11 protein-coding genes are annotated in these 16,109 nt (G+C 57.5%); 5 read left to right on the top strand and 6 right to left on the bottom strand.

Annotation, left to right across the window (positions count from 1 at the left end):
- The first annotated feature begins 139 nt into the window (after nt 1–139).
- A complete protein-coding gene (locus tag LXM88_RS28655) occupies nt 140–442 on the top strand; it encodes a hypothetical protein (RefSeq protein ID WP_262546515.1) in 303 nt (100 codons plus the stop codon).
- A 236-nt stretch (nt 443–678) separates the two neighbouring features.
- On the opposite strand, the gene LXM88_RS28650 is transcribed toward LXM88_RS28655, so the two are convergent.
- Together LXM88_RS28650 and LXM88_RS28645 are read right to left on the bottom strand one after the other, a co-directional pair.
- Nucleotides 679–978: an H-NS histone family protein gene (locus LXM88_RS28650; protein ID WP_262546513.1), complete on the bottom strand. Its 300-nt coding sequence runs from the start codon at nt 976–978 to the stop codon at nt 679–681.
- Between the two features lie 86 nt (nt 979–1,064).
- On the bottom strand, nt 1,065–2,522 hold the full coding sequence (locus LXM88_RS28645) for a phosphoribosyltransferase (RefSeq protein ID WP_262546512.1): 1,458 nt from the start codon (nt 2,520–2,522) through the stop codon (nt 1,065–1,067).
- Between the two features lie 123 nt (nt 2,523–2,645).
- Here LXM88_RS28645 and LXM88_RS28640 point away from each other — a divergent pair, with 123 nt between their 5' ends.
- The 4 genes from LXM88_RS28640 to LXM88_RS28625 all read left to right on the top strand — a co-directional run bounded on the left by LXM88_RS28640 (nt 2,646) and on the right by LXM88_RS28625 (nt 8,562).
- Nucleotides 2,646–4,445, top strand: a complete 1,800-nt coding sequence (locus LXM88_RS28640; RefSeq protein WP_262546510.1) for an ATP-dependent nuclease — start codon at nt 2,646–2,648, stop codon at nt 4,443–4,445.
- Nucleotides 4,442–5,965 carry a UvrD-helicase domain-containing protein gene (locus LXM88_RS28635; RefSeq protein WP_262546509.1) on the top strand — a complete coding sequence of 508 codons (1,524 nt, stop codon included), beginning with the start codon at nt 4,442–4,444 and terminating at the stop codon, nt 5,963–5,965. Before LXM88_RS28640 ends, LXM88_RS28635 begins: the two co-directional genes overlap by 4 nt.
- A gap of 311 nt (nt 5,966–6,276) precedes the next feature.
- Nucleotides 6,277–7,158, top strand: coding sequence for a hypothetical protein (locus LXM88_RS28630; RefSeq protein WP_262546507.1), 882 nt, complete (start codon nt 6,277–6,279; stop codon nt 7,156–7,158).
- A gap of 177 nt (nt 7,159–7,335) precedes the next feature.
- The gene (locus tag LXM88_RS28625) at nt 7,336–8,562 is read left to right on the top strand and encodes an RES family NAD+ phosphorylase (protein ID WP_262546504.1); all 1,227 of its coding nucleotides are present in this window, start codon (nt 7,336–7,338) and stop codon (nt 8,560–8,562) included.
- Between the two features lie 723 nt (nt 8,563–9,285).
- Here the strand turns inward: LXM88_RS28625 and LXM88_RS28620 are convergent.
- From LXM88_RS28620 to LXM88_RS28605, 4 genes are all read right to left on the bottom strand, one after another.
- Complete coding sequence (locus LXM88_RS28620; protein ID WP_262546503.1) at nt 9,286–12,570, bottom strand: hypothetical protein; 3,285 nt, start codon at nt 12,568–12,570, stop codon at nt 9,286–9,288.
- 8 nt (nt 12,571–12,578) lie between these two features.
- On the bottom strand, nt 12,579–13,145 hold the full coding sequence (locus LXM88_RS28615; RefSeq protein WP_262546501.1) for a hypothetical protein: 567 nt from the start codon (nt 13,143–13,145) through the stop codon (nt 12,579–12,581).
- Between the two features lie 490 nt (nt 13,146–13,635).
- Entirely contained in the window at nt 13,636–14,370 is a 735-nt protein-coding gene (locus LXM88_RS28610) for an HNH endonuclease (protein WP_262546500.1), read from the bottom strand.
- Nucleotides 14,371–15,188: 818 nt separating this feature from the next.
- Nucleotides 15,189–16,025, bottom strand: a complete 837-nt coding sequence (locus LXM88_RS28605) for an 8-oxoguanine DNA glycosylase OGG fold protein (protein WP_262546498.1) — start codon at nt 16,023–16,025, stop codon at nt 15,189–15,191.
- Between the last annotated feature and the right edge of the window lie 84 nt (nt 16,026–16,109).

Below are 16,109 nucleotides of genomic sequence, written 5' to 3'. Positions count from 1 at the left end.
TAGCAAGGGTTCCCACGGATCAATGAACGTCAAGGACCGAGCCATATTGGAGCTAGGTGAGCGGCCGATGAAGTGAAATTGGACTTTCTATTAGATGCGGATACGGCACACGGAAGGCCGGCTACCTTCCGTAGAGGAAGTGCCTGATGTCAGCATCAGCAATTGGCGGATCTTTGAGACAGATGCCGGGACCCGGCATTTCGTCGGTGCCGATACTCTAGACTTTACCGGCCGTGTCAGTTCCGCAATCACCATTTTCAATCGCGTTGCGTTGTGCGGCCAGACGCGTTCGGGACGCGTTTATCAACTCGTCGGTCAGCGTGGTTGGTCAAGCGATGCGAAGTACGTGTGGAAAAGGTGGTGCGAGGTGAACGAGGTGAAGTCCTACTCCGACGTCACCTCGAAACTACTCGCCGAGGCCGATGCAGATGATCGTACCTGATGGCGGGCAAGCCGTCATTGTGGCGAGTTGCTGATCGCTTGGTTCACCATAGCCTGGTGCCAGTATTGTTCTATTCCGTTTGGACAAAATGTCGGCGACCAGACATGCGCACATAACAGCGTATGCGGACAAGTCTTCATGCTCAGCCATGCTGCCGCGAAGACTGGTCGACGCGTTGGTATTCGAGGGGCGATGTGAAAGAGGCCGGCTTTTTGCAAGCCGCGCTGACTGCGGGTTCAGTCTTGGATCAAGAAACGATTGCGGTTCTTTGCGTCCTTGATCCATGCCGGTGCGCGGCCACGGCCCGACCAAGTCGCACCAGTCTTCGGGTCGCGATACTTCGCTTCTACTGGCGCTTCCGCTTGCTTAGCTGAGCGGGCGCGTCGCGCACCAAAGATATCTTTCTCGGTAATTCCATACTCAGCTACCTTGGCACGGATGTCGTCGACGACGGCTTGGAACTCGGCTACGCGGGCGGCTTCCACCTTTTCAGCCAGCGCGTCCATTTGGGCTTTCAATTCCTTGTAAGTGGCCATACTTCCTCCTCTGGTAAATGTCGAGAAATCGTAACTTTGTCGGTTCTAGGGCGGTGGCGGAACGGGGCTCTATTCACTTGCGCACATCACGTTCTTTCAAGAACGATGTCTACACTACGCTTCAGTTCGCTAACAAATTCTTCATATTTAGAGGAATCGAGAAATTCGGAGATTGTTTGTATGATTCGCTCGGAATTTGCTCCAATCGGACCGCGCTTCAGAACAGCTAATTCTACTTGATGAAGCCATCTCGGATCTTCAAGAGGGCCTGTTTGTTCTGGCAAATCTGGGAATCTATCGCGATTTTCATAAATTTTATTAAGGTCGAGCATCGCGACGAACGAGGGTTTTAGATATACCGTCTGGACTCCGTTGAGAACATTTAATCTAGATGAGGCGCGCCGGGAATGCTCGTCGTCATCAAGTACAAAGATCGCTTCTTTCTTGCTTGTTCGAAGAAGGGCCAACAACCGTTCAGATTGGTAAAGACCACCTAGCGATACCGATCGAACGTCCTTGACTTTCAGCTTAATCGCCAATTCTCGTTCTTGGCGCATGAAATCAATAAAGAGTTCATCGATCTTTCCTTCCACGAACAAAGTAATTTCGACTTGTTCGCGGGGCGTTGCGGTTCCACCTGCATCGGTCTTTTCTTCGTCCTTTCCTCGTTCGGCTTCCGCGCTCCTTAGCACCTTGGCTGACCCTGGAATTCGCAACGAACGGGGGAACAATGGAAGCCATCCCCGTCCACGATGCCAGATAATAGGCAACGTCGTATTCGGGGTGTTATGGTCGAAGACCAGCAACCCTCCGACTCCGCCGAAGCCGAGTTCTGACGTTGAAATGCTGCGACAGTAGCGCCGAATTCGCTCTAATGCGGCCTCACGCTCGGACATCGCTAAACCAGTATAAATGGCGGCATCCATGTTGGTTACAGTGTCTCGTGAGCTGTATTCCAGCGCAGTAACTACGGATGCCCCCGTGTCTTCGGTCACTCTCTGGATACCATCTTCGTACCCCGCCACCGTTAGAACAAATATCTGTCTGGGTTTTGCCAAAGAATATACTTCTTCGGCCACTCTCTTGACCTCTTTTGCAATGGTTTTCCCTGTTCCGATAACATCGTCGACCAATACGATGTTGTCGATGCTGGAAAGGTCAAGCTTGTCTTCGTCATCGCCGAAGTAGAAGTCATCCTCTGGGATATCGACCGTCACTCGATAATGATGCGATATAAGGGCTCCGCTCTTTGCCGCGTTTCCAATTCCGGCGTATAGCGTGTTGTTTCCCTTGATGGCTACGCCTTTCTCTGAAATGCGTCTCTGAAGTTTAGCGTGGGCGACCTCCAAGGCGGATCGAATTTGGACGGAACCTAAAACATCCAAATGCTCGATAATTCTGACCGCCAAAGGATAGTCAGCTACGTCAAACTGAAGGACCCACTTTATGACGTGGTCTATGGAGACCTCAACGGGCCAAGTCCCGATGGCAGTCTCAATTCTGTCGGTGTAGATCTGAATCGAAGACGGAAGTACGTTTCTCAATTTTAGTTCCCCGACACCTAGGCTTTATGTACAGTTGACGAAGAATAGCACTTCCGCTGGCATCAACCACGTCTCACTCACAAATCCAGGCACTCGCGGCCATGCTTACAGTTGGGGAGCTCTATGGGAGCAGACATCAAGCTTCTTCGTATTGAGCGATTTCGCGGAATTCGCGAACTGATCTGGCGGCCTGCGCTCGGACTCAATCTACTATTGGGCGGCGGCAACGTCGGAAAGACAACGCTTCTGGAAGCCATTGGGCTATTGCTCAACCCGACTACGAGCTACACCTTGGTGGACTCGGACTACTTTGGCCGGCGCGTGGAAGAGGAGTTTGTGATCGAAGCGACGATGTCGATGCCAGGGGAAGTGAATCGTCAGCTTGGCATGGCCTGGCCTTGGGAGTGGGATGGTCAGAACGCGGTGCTCGCCGATGCAGCGGCCCAGGAAAACGCGGGTAGTACCCGACCTCCGGTCTACAAGGCTCGAGTCCGTGGTACCGCCGACCTCGAGTTGTTCTACGAAATCGTTCAACCAGACGAGACTGTTACAACCTTTTCGGTCGGCTTGCGGCGTGAGATTGGACTGGTGAGATTGCTTGGCGACGATCGCAACGATCGGGACCTGCGGCTGGTGCAAGGCTCGAACCTCGATCGACTGCTCAACGATCGCGGCCTGCGCGCTCGGCTCGGACGTGAATTTGCAGCCGATTCCGTGGATCAGCACCTGGAGGATGAGCCACGCAGTCGTCTGGAGCTGCTTGGCCGGGAGTACCTGGCGCGTCAGCTGCCAAGCCAACTGGGTCTCGCGCTTACTGGCAGCGCCGGATTGTCGATTAACTCGCTCATCGGTCTTACGGCAGATAAAGATGGCGTTGTGCTGCCGCTGGCAACATGGGGCTCCGGCACACGTCGTCTCGGAGCCTTGGCAATAGCCGACACGCTGCAAGACGGTCATCCAATTACGCTGGTCGACGAGCTGGAACGCGGCCTTGAACCGTACCGTCAACGCCAACTCGTTAAGCATATTATCGAGCGCCCTGGACAGGCTTTCGTAACAACACATAGCGCATCGGTACTGAGTGGCGCGGCTCCTGCATCCGTCTGGTACGTTGACACGGGCGGCCAAGTTGGTGCTCTTCCAAAGGAGAAGATCGCGCGCCATCTTGCTAGGGATCCGGAGGCATTCCTGGCTCGGTTGACGATTGTCGCGGAGGGCGCGACCGAGGTCGGCTTCCTGGAAGCGCTGCTCGATCGAGAGCTCCCGGGTTGGCGCGATCGGGGTGTGTACGTCGCCGACGGGGGCGGCAACGACGACACGTTGACGTTGCTCGAAGCGCTGTCGACTGGTGGGGTGAAGTTCGCGGGCTTTGTCGACAACGAGAACCGCAACCAGGGACGTTGGGGTGCGGTAAAGCAGCGAGTCGGGGCGCGCCTGTTTCAATGGAGGACCGGGTGCTTGGAGGAGAACGTAATTCCGATGTTTGCACCTGACCAAGTGCAGGCGTTGATTACCGACCCGACCGACAACAGAACGGGGCAGCGCTTGCGAACGCTCGCCGACCGACTAGAGACTACCTCGACTTCCTTCGAGTCATTGACAGAGCGTGCACTCGAACACGCAGGTGCCTCTGATGAACCACTGCGGAAAGCGCACCCGCTGACGCCTTGGATCATCCAGGCCGCGACCGGCTCTGTGCCCAAAGCGCTGCGGGACGCACCCGCAGTCCAGCGCAATCCTTTCAAAGCGCACGCATCAGCGTGGTTCAAGAGTATCGAGGGGGGGCGTGAACTCGCAGCGAAAGTGCGGGCGATGGATGTCTGGGAGAATCAGCTAGACGAACTGCTGCGACCGTTTCTCGACGCTGTTGTCCAGGCACAGGGCGAGCCGGCGCCCACTGAAGAAGAGCCGAGGAACAAATGAGCGATACATCGGTGGTCGAAGCACTACGCTCAAGTGTGCATCGCGTCGTTGTCGAGGCGCCAGCCGGCACTGGCAAGACGCATCAGGCTGTCAGCTACGCGCGCCATGCCGCAAGCGAGCTCCGTAAGGGGCAGCGGGTGCTGATACTCGCCCATACTCATGCTGCATGTGACGTTTTCTCGTCACGCACGGCCGACCTTGGAGCCAAACTGCAGATAGGCACCATCGATTCCTTGGTAGCTATGGTCGCGAAGGTCTACCACCGCGCCCTAGATCTGCCGCCTGATATTCATGCGTGGTCGATTGACCGTGGGCCAGACTGCTATACCGACTTGGCAAGGCGCGTACGTCTCCTGCTCGATCGGTCCGCTGCTCTGACCGGTGCACTTGCTGAGCGCTATCCGGTAGTCGTGTGCGACGAACACCAAGATGCCAGCAACGACCAGCAGGGTATCGTTGACGCGTTATCCCGAGCTGGTGCCCGGCTTCGATTTTTCGGTGACCCGATGCAAGCGATTTTCGCGGCCGGTGTTGAGCGTGAAGCACTGCGGCTCCAGTGGCGCCGACTCGTTGATGAGGCAGATGCATTCGAGCGATTGGATACGGCGCATCGGTGGAATAACGGCTCGCCAGGGCTGGGGACGTGGGTACTGGAACAACGGGAGTGTTTGAGCGCTGGTGGGCTCGTCGATCTCCGGAGCCACTTGCCGCAAGGCCTGCATGTGTTGCGGGGAGATAATCAGGCGCAGCGCTACGGCGCGTTTCAGTTGGACTCAGCCTCACGGAAGCCGATCGACTCGCTGGTTCGGAACAGTCCGAACCTACTCATCCTTACTCCCCACACGGCCACCGTGTTGGGGCTCAATGCGTTCTTTGGCTGGAGAATCCGCATTTGGGAAGGTTACACCCGAGATGCCTTCAGCGACCTCCTCGCAAGCTGCCGGCGTGCTACCGGCGATCCTGTGGCGCTTGGTAAGGCGACGTGCGCCTTTCTTGAGGCAGTGGGGAAGGGTTTCTCAGCAACCGCATATGGCAACCGACTGATCGATGAGCTGAAAACGAAATGTGCGAAGCCCAGCCGCGGCAAGCCAGCAGAGATTCAGTCCATTGCGCGGCTCATCTTAGAGAACCCGGATCATGTCGGCGTCGGCGCCGGACTCGAGCTGATTCATCAGTTGATGCAGACGAGCGCAAACTTTCGCGACATCCGGATCGATCTTCGGCGGGAATTTGCTGAGGCACGCCAGATACATACGGACCCGGACATCAATACCGTTCTCACGAGATTGACGCATCAACGCGGCGTACGGAAAGGCCAATTGCCGCCTCAAGCGATTAGCACCATCCACAAGTCGAAGGGGCTGGAAACCAGAAGAGCGCTCTTGGTCCCATGTGACACCAACAATCTTGTTGCCAACGAGAAGAATCGGTGCCTGCTCTACGTTGCGCTGAGCCGGGCGTGCGAGCATCTGACACTCGTCGTTCCACGGTCCAATCCGTCACCTCTCTTCAAGCTATAAGGCGTCACGTCAACAGATCATCCAAACGGCAAGAATGCGGGTCTGCTCGTGCGCTTCGATGGTCTCACGGCATGCGTGGTAGTGGTTACCGATGTGCGGCGCCGCGGCGGCCGGTGGGCTCCGTAGCCGGGATGTCAGAGCGTCGAACGATGATTAAAATCGATGGATAGTCCTTCAGTCAGGACGTGGACGCGCGTCTTTTCGTTGCATTATGTCATGAGTGATGGTGACAGTTTGGCACTGTATAGTCCTATCTTCGCAAATTAAAATTGACGCCCATGTCCCGTCTAGGAATCGAACGAGAAAGTGGATTGGTTTATGAGGGCCGCGACAACGCTTCGTATTTGGCCGTGCCTCCGCCAGTGCTGTCTCAATGCGTTCTGGTGCAATCGCCCGGCGACCTTGAAAGAATGCCTACAAGCATTGATAGCGTGCCGTTCTCGTGGATATTTCGCGAGGACTCGTTTGATGCAGTGTCGCGCGTTCGAAGAGGGCGGTTATTTCAAAAACAGGGGAACTCCAACGAAGAGGTGTGCGTCGTCAACGCTCACTCGAACTTGGTATCCGATATCGCGAGCGGACGCAACGACGGCCGAATTGCAAAGCGATTGAACCTGTACCTGGAGTGCCAGGAACTCTTGGGCAAGCCGGAGCGAGGTGAAGGGCTGCAGCTTGCGATTGGTACTGCGGATGCGTATTCCTTGTGGCGCATTGTGCAAGTCGAGAGGACTGTCGCTCATGATGTCATGGTGACGCTGCGCGCAGAGTCTCCGATAGGAATACTTCCCGAGATCGACGAGACACGGGTACATCCCGAGAGCCTTCAGGCAATCCGCGTTGCGGTCAAGCGTGTTCTAGACGTCGCGTATCGGGAAATCCCAACGTCGGTTGTCGATCAATGTCGAAACGCGTGCGCGGCTATGGCGTCGCATTGGCTCTATCAAAGGAACGGCGAGGAGCACATTCTGGAGAAGGATCTGGGTAAGGTCATAGCTGCCATCCAAAAGCACGTTGGCTTTGACGAGTCTCGTACCCTGTGTTCGGTACTGGACGTTGTGAATAGACTGCACCCCAGAGGAAAACACAACGAGGTTCATCGGTATGGCCTGCGGGCCGTCACCGAAGAGGATGCTGCACTGGCGGTTCACGTCACTGGGTTCGTGATTCGAGAGTTTGGATGGGCCAAGCGTTGAAGAGGAATCGCGTCAAACGGATGTCGCGGCACCATGTTGATCGATACCTCGCTGTGACCCGGACGGTCGCTTGAACTGAGCAGTCGCTCTTACGGGGCGACGATTCTCTGGGGTCGACCATCGTGTCGAGCATGAAAGATCACTTCACACGGCAGTAACAGCGCGGAAGATTTGGAAATGAGAAAATTTAGAGCAACAACCCTTAGGGTTGAGGACAAGGGGCCGTTTTTATGCCCGGAGTGTGTCGAGGACGATATTTTGAAAGGAATGATTCCGACTGCAAGTGGTCGTTTGTGCTGCTCGTGCAACAGAACAACTAATGCCGGAAGTCTTCACGTTTTTTCAAAAGTTGCTGGAAGTATGCTCCGCAAGCGATTTGAGGAATTCGATGACACACACCATGATTATAGAAATGGCCTGACACTCTCTCAAGCGTTCGATAAAATTCTACGTATCAAGAATAAAGACGTTTGTGACTTGGTCGCTGAACACTACCGTGAAGTATGTCCCGCTTCCGATAACGAGTTCTTTGCACCGGATATGCGATATAGGAGGAAACGACCACGGTTCGAGGGCCGAGAACAGGAACGCGTCTTTGCGGAGCAACGCTGGATTGGGCAGACGCAGATGCTCAAACACTCGAGACGCTATTTTAACAAAGAGGTGCAGAAATTTTTCTCGACACTCTTCGACGTAGCGCTATTGGCAAAGAATCGATCAATATTCGAACCAACTCATGCTGCGATTCGCCATGTCAGTGAGGGAAAAGAGATTGTTCGTGCGAGGCGCATTGCGGGAGCGGATATCTCCGGACTTCGAGAGTCGATCCTGAAGGATCCGAAGACACAACTCGGCCCACCTCCGCTGACAGTAGCAAAGCATAATCGCATGAACCCGGCAGGGGTTCCGCTGTTTTATGGGGCGGACAACATTCAGACGGCAATTGCCGAGGTGCGTCCGTCAATCGGTGACGAGGTGGCACTATGCAAATTTCGAACAACACGGGATCTCAGGCTATTCGACTTCACGCGTTTTGACCAACCGCTAGAGCATCAAATCACAAGTCATTGGCTTGACAATTATGAAGAGCGAGAAGAAGCGTTGGTTATGTTGAAATACTTGCATCGCCTGATTGCTCAGCCAGCTCGTTCCGAGGAAACTGATTACGTCATGACTCAAGCAATGGCGGAGTTTTTGCACTACGAGGTTGTCGGCGGATTCGACGGGATAATATTTGGCTCAGTACAGGACGAGAGCGGGAAGAATTACGCGATCTTCGAAGATTCCGCCAAGGAGATGGTGGAGTTTCCGCTAGAACCAGTTGGCAAGCCAGTATTCCACGAGGTTCAGAAAGTCGAGTTTCGCGGGACATGGACACCGCGGCGCTCGTCATTTGAAGATTGAATGATAGGTAAAATTGTAGATGATTCGGGCCGCAGTGGCAGCTGCCTCCTGCTGGCCAACTACGGCCTGTCCACGCGCGGTCTTCTCATCCACGAAGAACCAAAATTTCCGAGGGATGGTCTATTTCCGATGCTATACCTCCCCGTCACACGTTGGCCGTGCACGAGCCATCCAACGTTAGGGCCGCCCCTTCCAGTGAAGGGCTTCGGTGGTGACCGCTGGCGCGGACGGGCATGACCGCTGGCGCGCCGGGGAAATCCGGACGACCACGGGGGAGGGTTGAGACAGTCCGGCGCGGTGGCGAAGATAGAGCCGCGGCCCGAACGTCTATCGGAACCATTCGACCACGGAATGGTGGAAGGGCGGCGAGCGTCGGCTGGCAGGGGCTTCGGCCATTCCGATTCTGCTCACGTGAGGATATCCTCGCAAGCAATTCTCAAGGAAACATATCCTCACCCATGGATATGCTCGACTTTCAAATGGAGATGCTTACCTGAGCATATCTTCCTGGTCGCGCTTATCCGGTGTTGCGGCCGCTGCGCGGCTGCTGGCCAGAGGAGCGGTGTACCGCAAGCTCAGCGTCGCTCACGTTGGTCGGTCATCGTCGTCCACGTACTCAGTCGTCGCCAGCGCAAACCAAATCACTGCGATGGCCACCGCATCTCAATGGACGATAGCCGTTGTTATCGGGCGCGCGGCCGGACGGCACGCTTGAAGCGAGTCCTACTCGGCACCCGATTTCCTGGCCGCCAATCGCTCAAGCGCCTGCAAGAAGGGGATTTCACTGACTCCATATGGGATGACCGGGTCAGTGATGCCGCGCATGGCCGTGATGACAGGTGAAGTCGCCCCGATCTGCCACGCCGGGATGAACTTAAGGTGCGAGAGCTTGATGCCCAACTGATGGTTCTCATTTGTCATCTCGATGGCGCCTGGCGACGCTGGATTGAACGCCACCGGCATCAGGAAGACGAACCCTGCACTCGCGAATTGGTCTCGAAGGACGTCCAGATTGCGGCTAGACGAGGGCGTCATGTCATTCATCCGGTAGACCATGGCGAACAGGCGCTTGTCCTCCATCATGGTCGTCATGTACGACTCGCTGGTGCCGATGGCCACTCGATAGTCCAGCGGGCTTTCACGCCGAATTCCAGTGATGACGGTCACGCCAAGCCACCCGTCCCGATTTTCCGCGCCGGCCTTCTTGCGCCAGCCCCGGAAAATCTTCTGGCCCGCGTCGATGTTCTCGAATGCCAACGCCATTAGCGGCGGCGCCACCTCGCCAGGTGCCGCAGGTAGAGCTACTCCGGTGCCTTTCCACTTGGCCTTGTCCCACAGGGGCAAGATGATGGGCGACATGACGGTCATGTCGCGATGCAGTACCGCATCCGCGCCGAAGAGTTGCTCTGGCGGCGCGTCCGCAGAGAAGGTGGACTCCGTCTTAGGAGCAGGCGTAGCAGGCGCGGAGGGGACCGCAGCGGGTACCCATGCTTTCTCGCGAACCAGCGGGTATTGCGTAAGCACCTCGTCCTGCACCCAGTCTTCCGCACGCCCTGGCGGCGAGTTCCCCAGCACGTTCGTGACGGAGATGATGGAGTGCGCTACGTGGTACGCCCGGTCTTGAGCGCGATGCTTGGCAAGCATCTCCTCAAAGTCCTCGTGCCCGACACCCAGCAGTAACTCGTAGGTCACGCGCGCGAACAGCCCCATCATTGCTGTGTCGAATCCCGTGCCGACTAGACTCGCGGCCGAAGAGACCGGGTGGGTGACGATGAGCGACGTCTCGCCGCAGTCGTCCTCAACGTGGCGATGAGCGAACGGAGCCTTCGCTGCTTCTGACTGTCGCACCTCGATGACCAGTCGCTCTCGGGGCGAGAGCAGGTTCCTGGAGCGAACGGCGGTGGAGTAGAACGCTTCGAGAAAGCCGATGATGCTCTCGCCGAGCAATGCCGAGGCGACGCCGCCTCGGGCGACAACATCAACTTGGCAGCCTAGGATGGCGGTCGTCATGGTTGTCGTGCCGAAGTGCCAAGCTGGCTGCCGAGGAAGGTCCGCCGCGGCCGGAGCGGCAAGCCACTCGGAGACGAACTGGTTCAGGTCGTCGTCCGCCGTCCCGTACTCGTCGCGCACCTTATCCTCGTACCCGAGCATGAAGAGGGAGGCTGCGCGGGACATCTCCAATCCCAGCGAAGAGAGCAGATCGGGAAGCCGCGTAAGCGAGGTCCAATCCTCATGCGGGGTGCGCAGAATCAGGATGCCCAGGACTCGGTCGATAGCACGGACTTCCTCTTCCAACTCCTTTGTGTCGGCCTCGTTCAGGCTCAGCGCCACCTGGATAGGCGCAAACCACTTCACCCAGGTAAGTACGTAAGGCACGCGACCGAGCTGCAGTTCCAGCCATGCCAGCTTCTTCAGAAGCGGCAGCGCGCGACGGTCGATCGCTCGTTCCTTGAACCAGGAGTACAAGCAGCGGTCCAGCGCGGACAACAGGTTCGCCCTGGCTGCGTAGAGAAGGCCAGCAGACTCATATGCCAGACCCGTGCCGCACAGGGCAGCGATGAACTCGTCGCGGCTGTCGTCCTGCGCGAGGAGCAGTTGCGACTTGGCTAGGTCGTCAATCGCGTCGTAGGCCTTCTTGCGCTTAAGCTTTTGCAGTCCGCGCTCCAACTGCAGCTCGCCAGCGACGCGGTCGCCGTTTCTCTCACGCTCAATGTCGATGACAGCGTCCAGCAGCTCGTCGTAGCCTGGTGAGTCGCCGATGACGTTCGCGAGTTCCCGCACGATGCGAACGACAGGCTCTATTGGGAACTCGATTTGCCGGCGCACCTCGCCCAGAACCTGACGCAAGGCAGCAAGGGTAGGCTGCAGGTCGCTTTTTGAACGCATGCCCGCAACCAAATTCATCTGTAGCAGCTGTGTCCGCGCCCACAGTGAGCTCGTCTCCTTGGACTTGTCATCAGCGTGGCGCTGCAGTGCAGCGCGCAACGAGCCGGTACGTGCTTCGTCCGGAGCTTTCCCAGTCTGTAGGGCCAGCCAAAGGTTGACGAGGTCGTCGACGTCCCAAATCCAGTCGGACGCCTGCACCTCGGGTGCCAGCAGATCGTAGATTCGCGTCGCCTCGTCTACATCATCGAACCACCACAGGGCGGTCCAGGCCTTCTGGTACCAGATGCGCTGGAGTTGTCTGCTGCTGGTCTTGCGCGCAAGACGCTCGGCACGGTCGAAGCGGCCATCGACCTCGTGCCGCGGCCGGTCAAGGCCTCGCGCGAGCAGCGCTGACTGCAAGCTCTCTTCGACCAGTTCAAGCGTGACAGTTGACGAGGCCGCCGCCTCGATTTTCTTGTCGAGCGTCTCTAGGTCGCGGAGTCTCCCGGCGTCCAGGGGCCCGGGGGTCGAAACGACCCTGTGCGTGAGCTCGAATTGGAGAGTCTCCGAGACGATGTCCCATCGCCGATGCCGAACGACTTTCTCGATAATCCAGCTACGGTCAAGGATACGCACCTGCGTGCCATGTTTGGCCGTGAGGGCGTCCTCCATCTCGGCGCGGTCTTTGTCCTTGATGGCTTGGTTCGAGATGAAATAGATCAGGGTGTACGAGCGGCCCGTCGCGACGATTTTGGCGACGTCGGAGCGGACCTTCGGCTTCCAGTCTGCCTTGGCACTTACGGCGAAGCCCCAGCGCTGGCCGGCTGATGCCGGATCACCTTCGTACCAGAGCGTCGCAATTGCCGGCGCGACCGGATAGTTCTCCGTGTCTACCTTGCTGTCACCGCCCCCCGTGGGCCCGGTCTGCGGAATCAGGTTCGGGCAAAGCTCTTTTTCAGCCAGCACCCGCGCGAAGTTCTCGAACGCGGTTTCTTCTTTGCGGCTTGTGAGTGACTGCAGGTGGAACTCGAACTGGCGCCGGTCCATCTCGCCGACTTCAGCATGCAGCGTGTCGGAGTACAACTGCGGGCGCCGAGCGCGCATGAACTCCCTGTAACTCGGTGTTCTGCTTTCCTTGTCCATGGGAGCCCTCAAGTCGCGCGCATGACACGCGACATGGTCGCAAGGTGATAGCCCTGCCGCAGGATGTCTTTGCGTGCCTGCTCTTCGGAGTGCATCCCGAACATCACGCTTGCGCGTAGTAGACCGCTGAAAGAACGCCAATAAAGCCAGCGCTCGCCCCTTTGGGGCGGCAGCTGTGCGCCTTGCTTGTCTACCGTCAGCGCACAGCTGCGCGCGTCCTTCGATTTGCGCCAGACGTGGTAGACCCACTCGTCCCGCCGCTTGTAGCGGGTACCGGCGTAGAAGGGAATGCTGTCAATCTTTACCTTTTGCTGGTCGACTTCGTAGCCGTGGCGCTCCATCACCTGCCGCACCATGTGGCCAATCATCTGTTTGAAGCGGTCCTCGATGACGTCGGCCCCAAAGTCCCGCAACAGGGGCTCTTCAATCCCCTTGACCGCAGGCTGACGCAACGCAGTAGCTGTCTCGAGACAGGAGACGTACTCACGGGTGTTCAGCTTCGTCCATAGACGCTGGCCGCGCGGCTCTCCAAAGAGTTGGGCGAAGGTGCCGGGGTCATAGGGAGGTGTATTCATGGCGCAAATATGCGCCCTAAGTAAAGGGTTGTCAACGGTCCGGCTAGGTTTCCTTCCTTTGGGGGGCCTTCGTTGGGATCCGACCGGCCGCTTCGAGGCGGCGTGTTCAACGCCGTGGACGTCGCAGATGGGGCGATCGCGGCTTTGGGCACCGAAATCAGGCTACCTGTGACCTGATCTGACTCTGTCTGTTAGGTCATGTCTAGACTTATACAATTCAGAGATCGCCTTGCCTACATTCGCATCTCACCCGACGCGTTCGGGCCAATCCGCGCGCAGTTGCTGACAGCCGGCATCAACCGCAGGGGAAGCGTTGCGGCGGTTAAGCTGGAGGCCTCGAATCGGCAGTCGGTCATGAAGGAAACCAGCGCGTCGACGGTTCCAGCGTGGGCTTCTCGAGCTGCGTTGAATTGCATGAGATTCGCGGATGAGCGGGCTTGGCGAGTATAGGACTGCGGCCTAGGCATGACCGTGTTCAAATTGCGGAGCTTCAGTTCGCTCGGTGCTCCGCATATTGCGCAACCCATTCCGGTTCATCGCTTGTAGCGACGAACACGCTGTGCGCCGTCTGGCCGCGCCATTGCCGAGCGCGGTGTTCCACTCCGCCGAAGAATGTCATCTGCCACCAAGTCGTGGCCGGATTGGCGTGGTCACGCACGCCGCGGTAGACGAACACGCCATCCCCAAAGCTACCAGCGACTTGTGCGCGGGAATCCTGGCTTGCGATGGCTTGTTCAAACAGATGTAGACCACCGGAGGAAAATAGTGATGCCCTGACCGGCGCATTCGGCACAAGCTGGGTCCGCCAGTGATGCCAGGCGAGTCCGAGCGCGATATAACACGCGAGCTCGCTCAGCTTGGTCGTGTCGAACGGCAGCATTATGCTTTCGTGCCAGCGCCCATCAGGGGTTCGGACCCCGCGAACCTGTTGGCCAACCGCGAGCTGGCGCCGTAACGCTTCATTCTTGGCCAGTCGCGGACCGACTTGCTCGACGATGGCCGTGGCTGACCCAGCGAGCAGGCTCCCCATCGGTAACACCGCCAGTACATAGTGCTCGATCTTCGATTTGGCGTTGTTGCAAGCAACGCAGGCTGGCACCTTGGGCAGGTTGTCGCGCGCGGCCTGGGGACAAAACTCTCGCGCGACGACGTGATCGCCCGTGCTCGACGTCCGCTCCCGCCCACAATAAATGCAGGTCTTGTCGCGATATTTCTTGCTTGCCATCGATAATTCCCAGACGCGTTGTATGCGAGTCGACCGGCGCGAGTCGCCTGTCTCTTGCAACGTCACAGTGCCATCGCCAACCATTCACCTAGCCCTGCGCTTCACCGCGGCGGCGCTCCCAAACAAAGAGGAGGATGATGCTTTCCGAGCAAGCGCTACCGTACGGTGCTACTCATCGCTCGGGGTCCAGTGAAGGACGGATTCGATGCGACGACGGTATGGAGTATCAATTTGGCGGGGGGCCTTGCGAACATATTGCTCGGCAACCTCGCGCTGCCGGCCTTCGAGAGACCCAAGGTACGCGATCACTTCTTCAGACTTCGCGCGGTACTCGTCTCGGGTGTCCAGCTTCGGCGGGAGTGCCGTCCATACCACTCCGTCGATTCCGCAAGACTGTGCCCATTGGTCTAGGGCAGGAATCACGGTAGGCGGCGGGTTGTCACGGTGTAGCCAAGCTCCGACATGCTTAAACCAGTGTTTCTCAGGAATCTGCTCTCGCTCACCAAGCGCGCGGCGTGCGTCTTGAATATTCGTTGCTTCCATCAGCGCCCACAGCACGCGTACGGGCGGCCCACCTGCGTCAATAACCAGCGTTATCCTTCCGTCTTTCGATTGACGAAGGAATTCGACTGGCACTTGGGGGCCGTCGTTGAACCATCCATTTCGAATGGGGAGATCCCGCGTATCCCAAACGAGAGAGCCCCAGCCAAGACAAGCTATTGTTTGCATTCTCCGTCCGTATATTGATCAGCACGTAACGCGTGCCAGGCACGGCGTAGTTGCTTGCCGTCGGGTCGAGATGTTGCTTGGACTGGAAATCAAATCATCGGAAACGAGGCGCAGCCGCTTGTGCCGCGCTGGCTCAATTTGCTTCTTGTACTCGTCTTGACGGACAGGCAGTGTTGCCGCACAAATGCGCGCCATGTACTTGAGGAAAAAAGCAACTGCTCGACTGCCTCTCCATCGGCCAGTCGAAGCAGAGGCGCAAGGTCTTCGAGGATCTCGCAGAAACGTTCGTATTCTTCAGCAGTGACCCGATCCACAACCATCGTTCGCTGGTGGTTGAGCTTCGGAAAGTTGCTCGAGCGCCAAGTGAAAACTGGCAACCCATTCGGGTCGAGGGTCCAGTGCGTGGCGTTGAGTACCTGAACAGAAGCCGCGAGCCACTTGTCGAGAATATAGCCGGTGCCGCTGCCAAAGAAGAAGATCAGTTTGGTGAAATACGCAGGCCCCATACCAGGCAGATTACCTTGACTCCTGAGTGCACGGAATTCGCGAAATGCCTCCTTACGCGAGAGATGCGGCAAGCGTTCGAGGAGTGGACGCCAGATATGACGGGCCGCCCAAAGAGCGGGGGCGTGGGCATATCCCTTGCCACCTGCGCGTCCCCAACCCATCACAGCGGCAGCCCTCAATTCGAGGCGTACGTTTTGACGAAGGCAAAAGCTCCGAACTCTCGCTCGTGTGAGGCGTTGGTGCAACTCTGGATGATTTGCGACAGCGATTGCCGCGGCAAGCGATGGGTCGCGAACATACGATGACCACGTCGCTGCGTCGATGCCGGACCAATCAAGCATCTGGTGCTTACCGTTGAGAATGTCGATTGCGCGCGGAAGCGGCTTGAACGAAGGGGAGTTGGTGGTCGGTGCTTGCATGATGGATTCTCCAGTTGCAAATCAACAAACCGAGTTCCATCATCCCGAGTAGATATGGATGTAACGGAGCCGGCCAAAACGCGC

This window comes from Burkholderia sp. S-53 (genome assembly GCF_025560745.1).
In the GTDB taxonomy this organism is placed as follows: domain Bacteria; phylum Pseudomonadota; class Gammaproteobacteria; order Burkholderiales; family Burkholderiaceae; genus Burkholderia; species Burkholderia pyrrocinia.
The sequence above is the reverse complement of the archived record's forward strand: the minus strand, read 5'-3'. Positions and strand labels throughout refer to the sequence as shown.

What these genes read in the sequence shown, in the direction of transcription:
- LXM88_RS28650 (WP_262546513.1), bottom strand. Translation starts at nt 978, where the DNA reads ATGGCCACTTACAAGGAATTGAAAGCCCAAATGGACGCGCTGGCTGAA.
- LXM88_RS28640 (WP_262546510.1), top strand. Translation starts at nt 2,646, where the DNA reads ATGGGAGCAGACATCAAGCTTCTTCGTATTGAGCGATTTCGCGGAATT.
- LXM88_RS28635 (WP_262546509.1), top strand. Translation starts at nt 4,442, where the DNA reads ATGAGCGATACATCGGTGGTCGAAGCACTACGCTCAAGTGTGCATCGC.
- LXM88_RS28625 (WP_262546504.1), top strand. Translation starts at nt 7,336, where the DNA reads ATGAGAAAATTTAGAGCAACAACCCTTAGGGTTGAGGACAAGGGGCCG.
- LXM88_RS28620 (WP_262546503.1), bottom strand. Translation starts at nt 12,570, where the DNA reads ATGGACAAGGAAAGCAGAACACCGAGTTACAGGGAGTTCATGCGCGCT.
- LXM88_RS28615 (WP_262546501.1), bottom strand. Translation starts at nt 13,145, where the DNA reads ATGAATACACCTCCCTATGACCCCGGCACCTTCGCCCAACTCTTTGGA.
- LXM88_RS28610 (WP_262546500.1), bottom strand. Translation starts at nt 14,370, where the DNA reads ATGGCAAGCAAGAAATATCGCGACAAGACCTGCATTTATTGTGGGCGG.
- LXM88_RS28605 (WP_262546498.1), bottom strand. Translation starts at nt 16,025, where the DNA reads ATGCAAGCACCGACCACCAACTCCCCTTCGTTCAAGCCGCTTCCGCGC.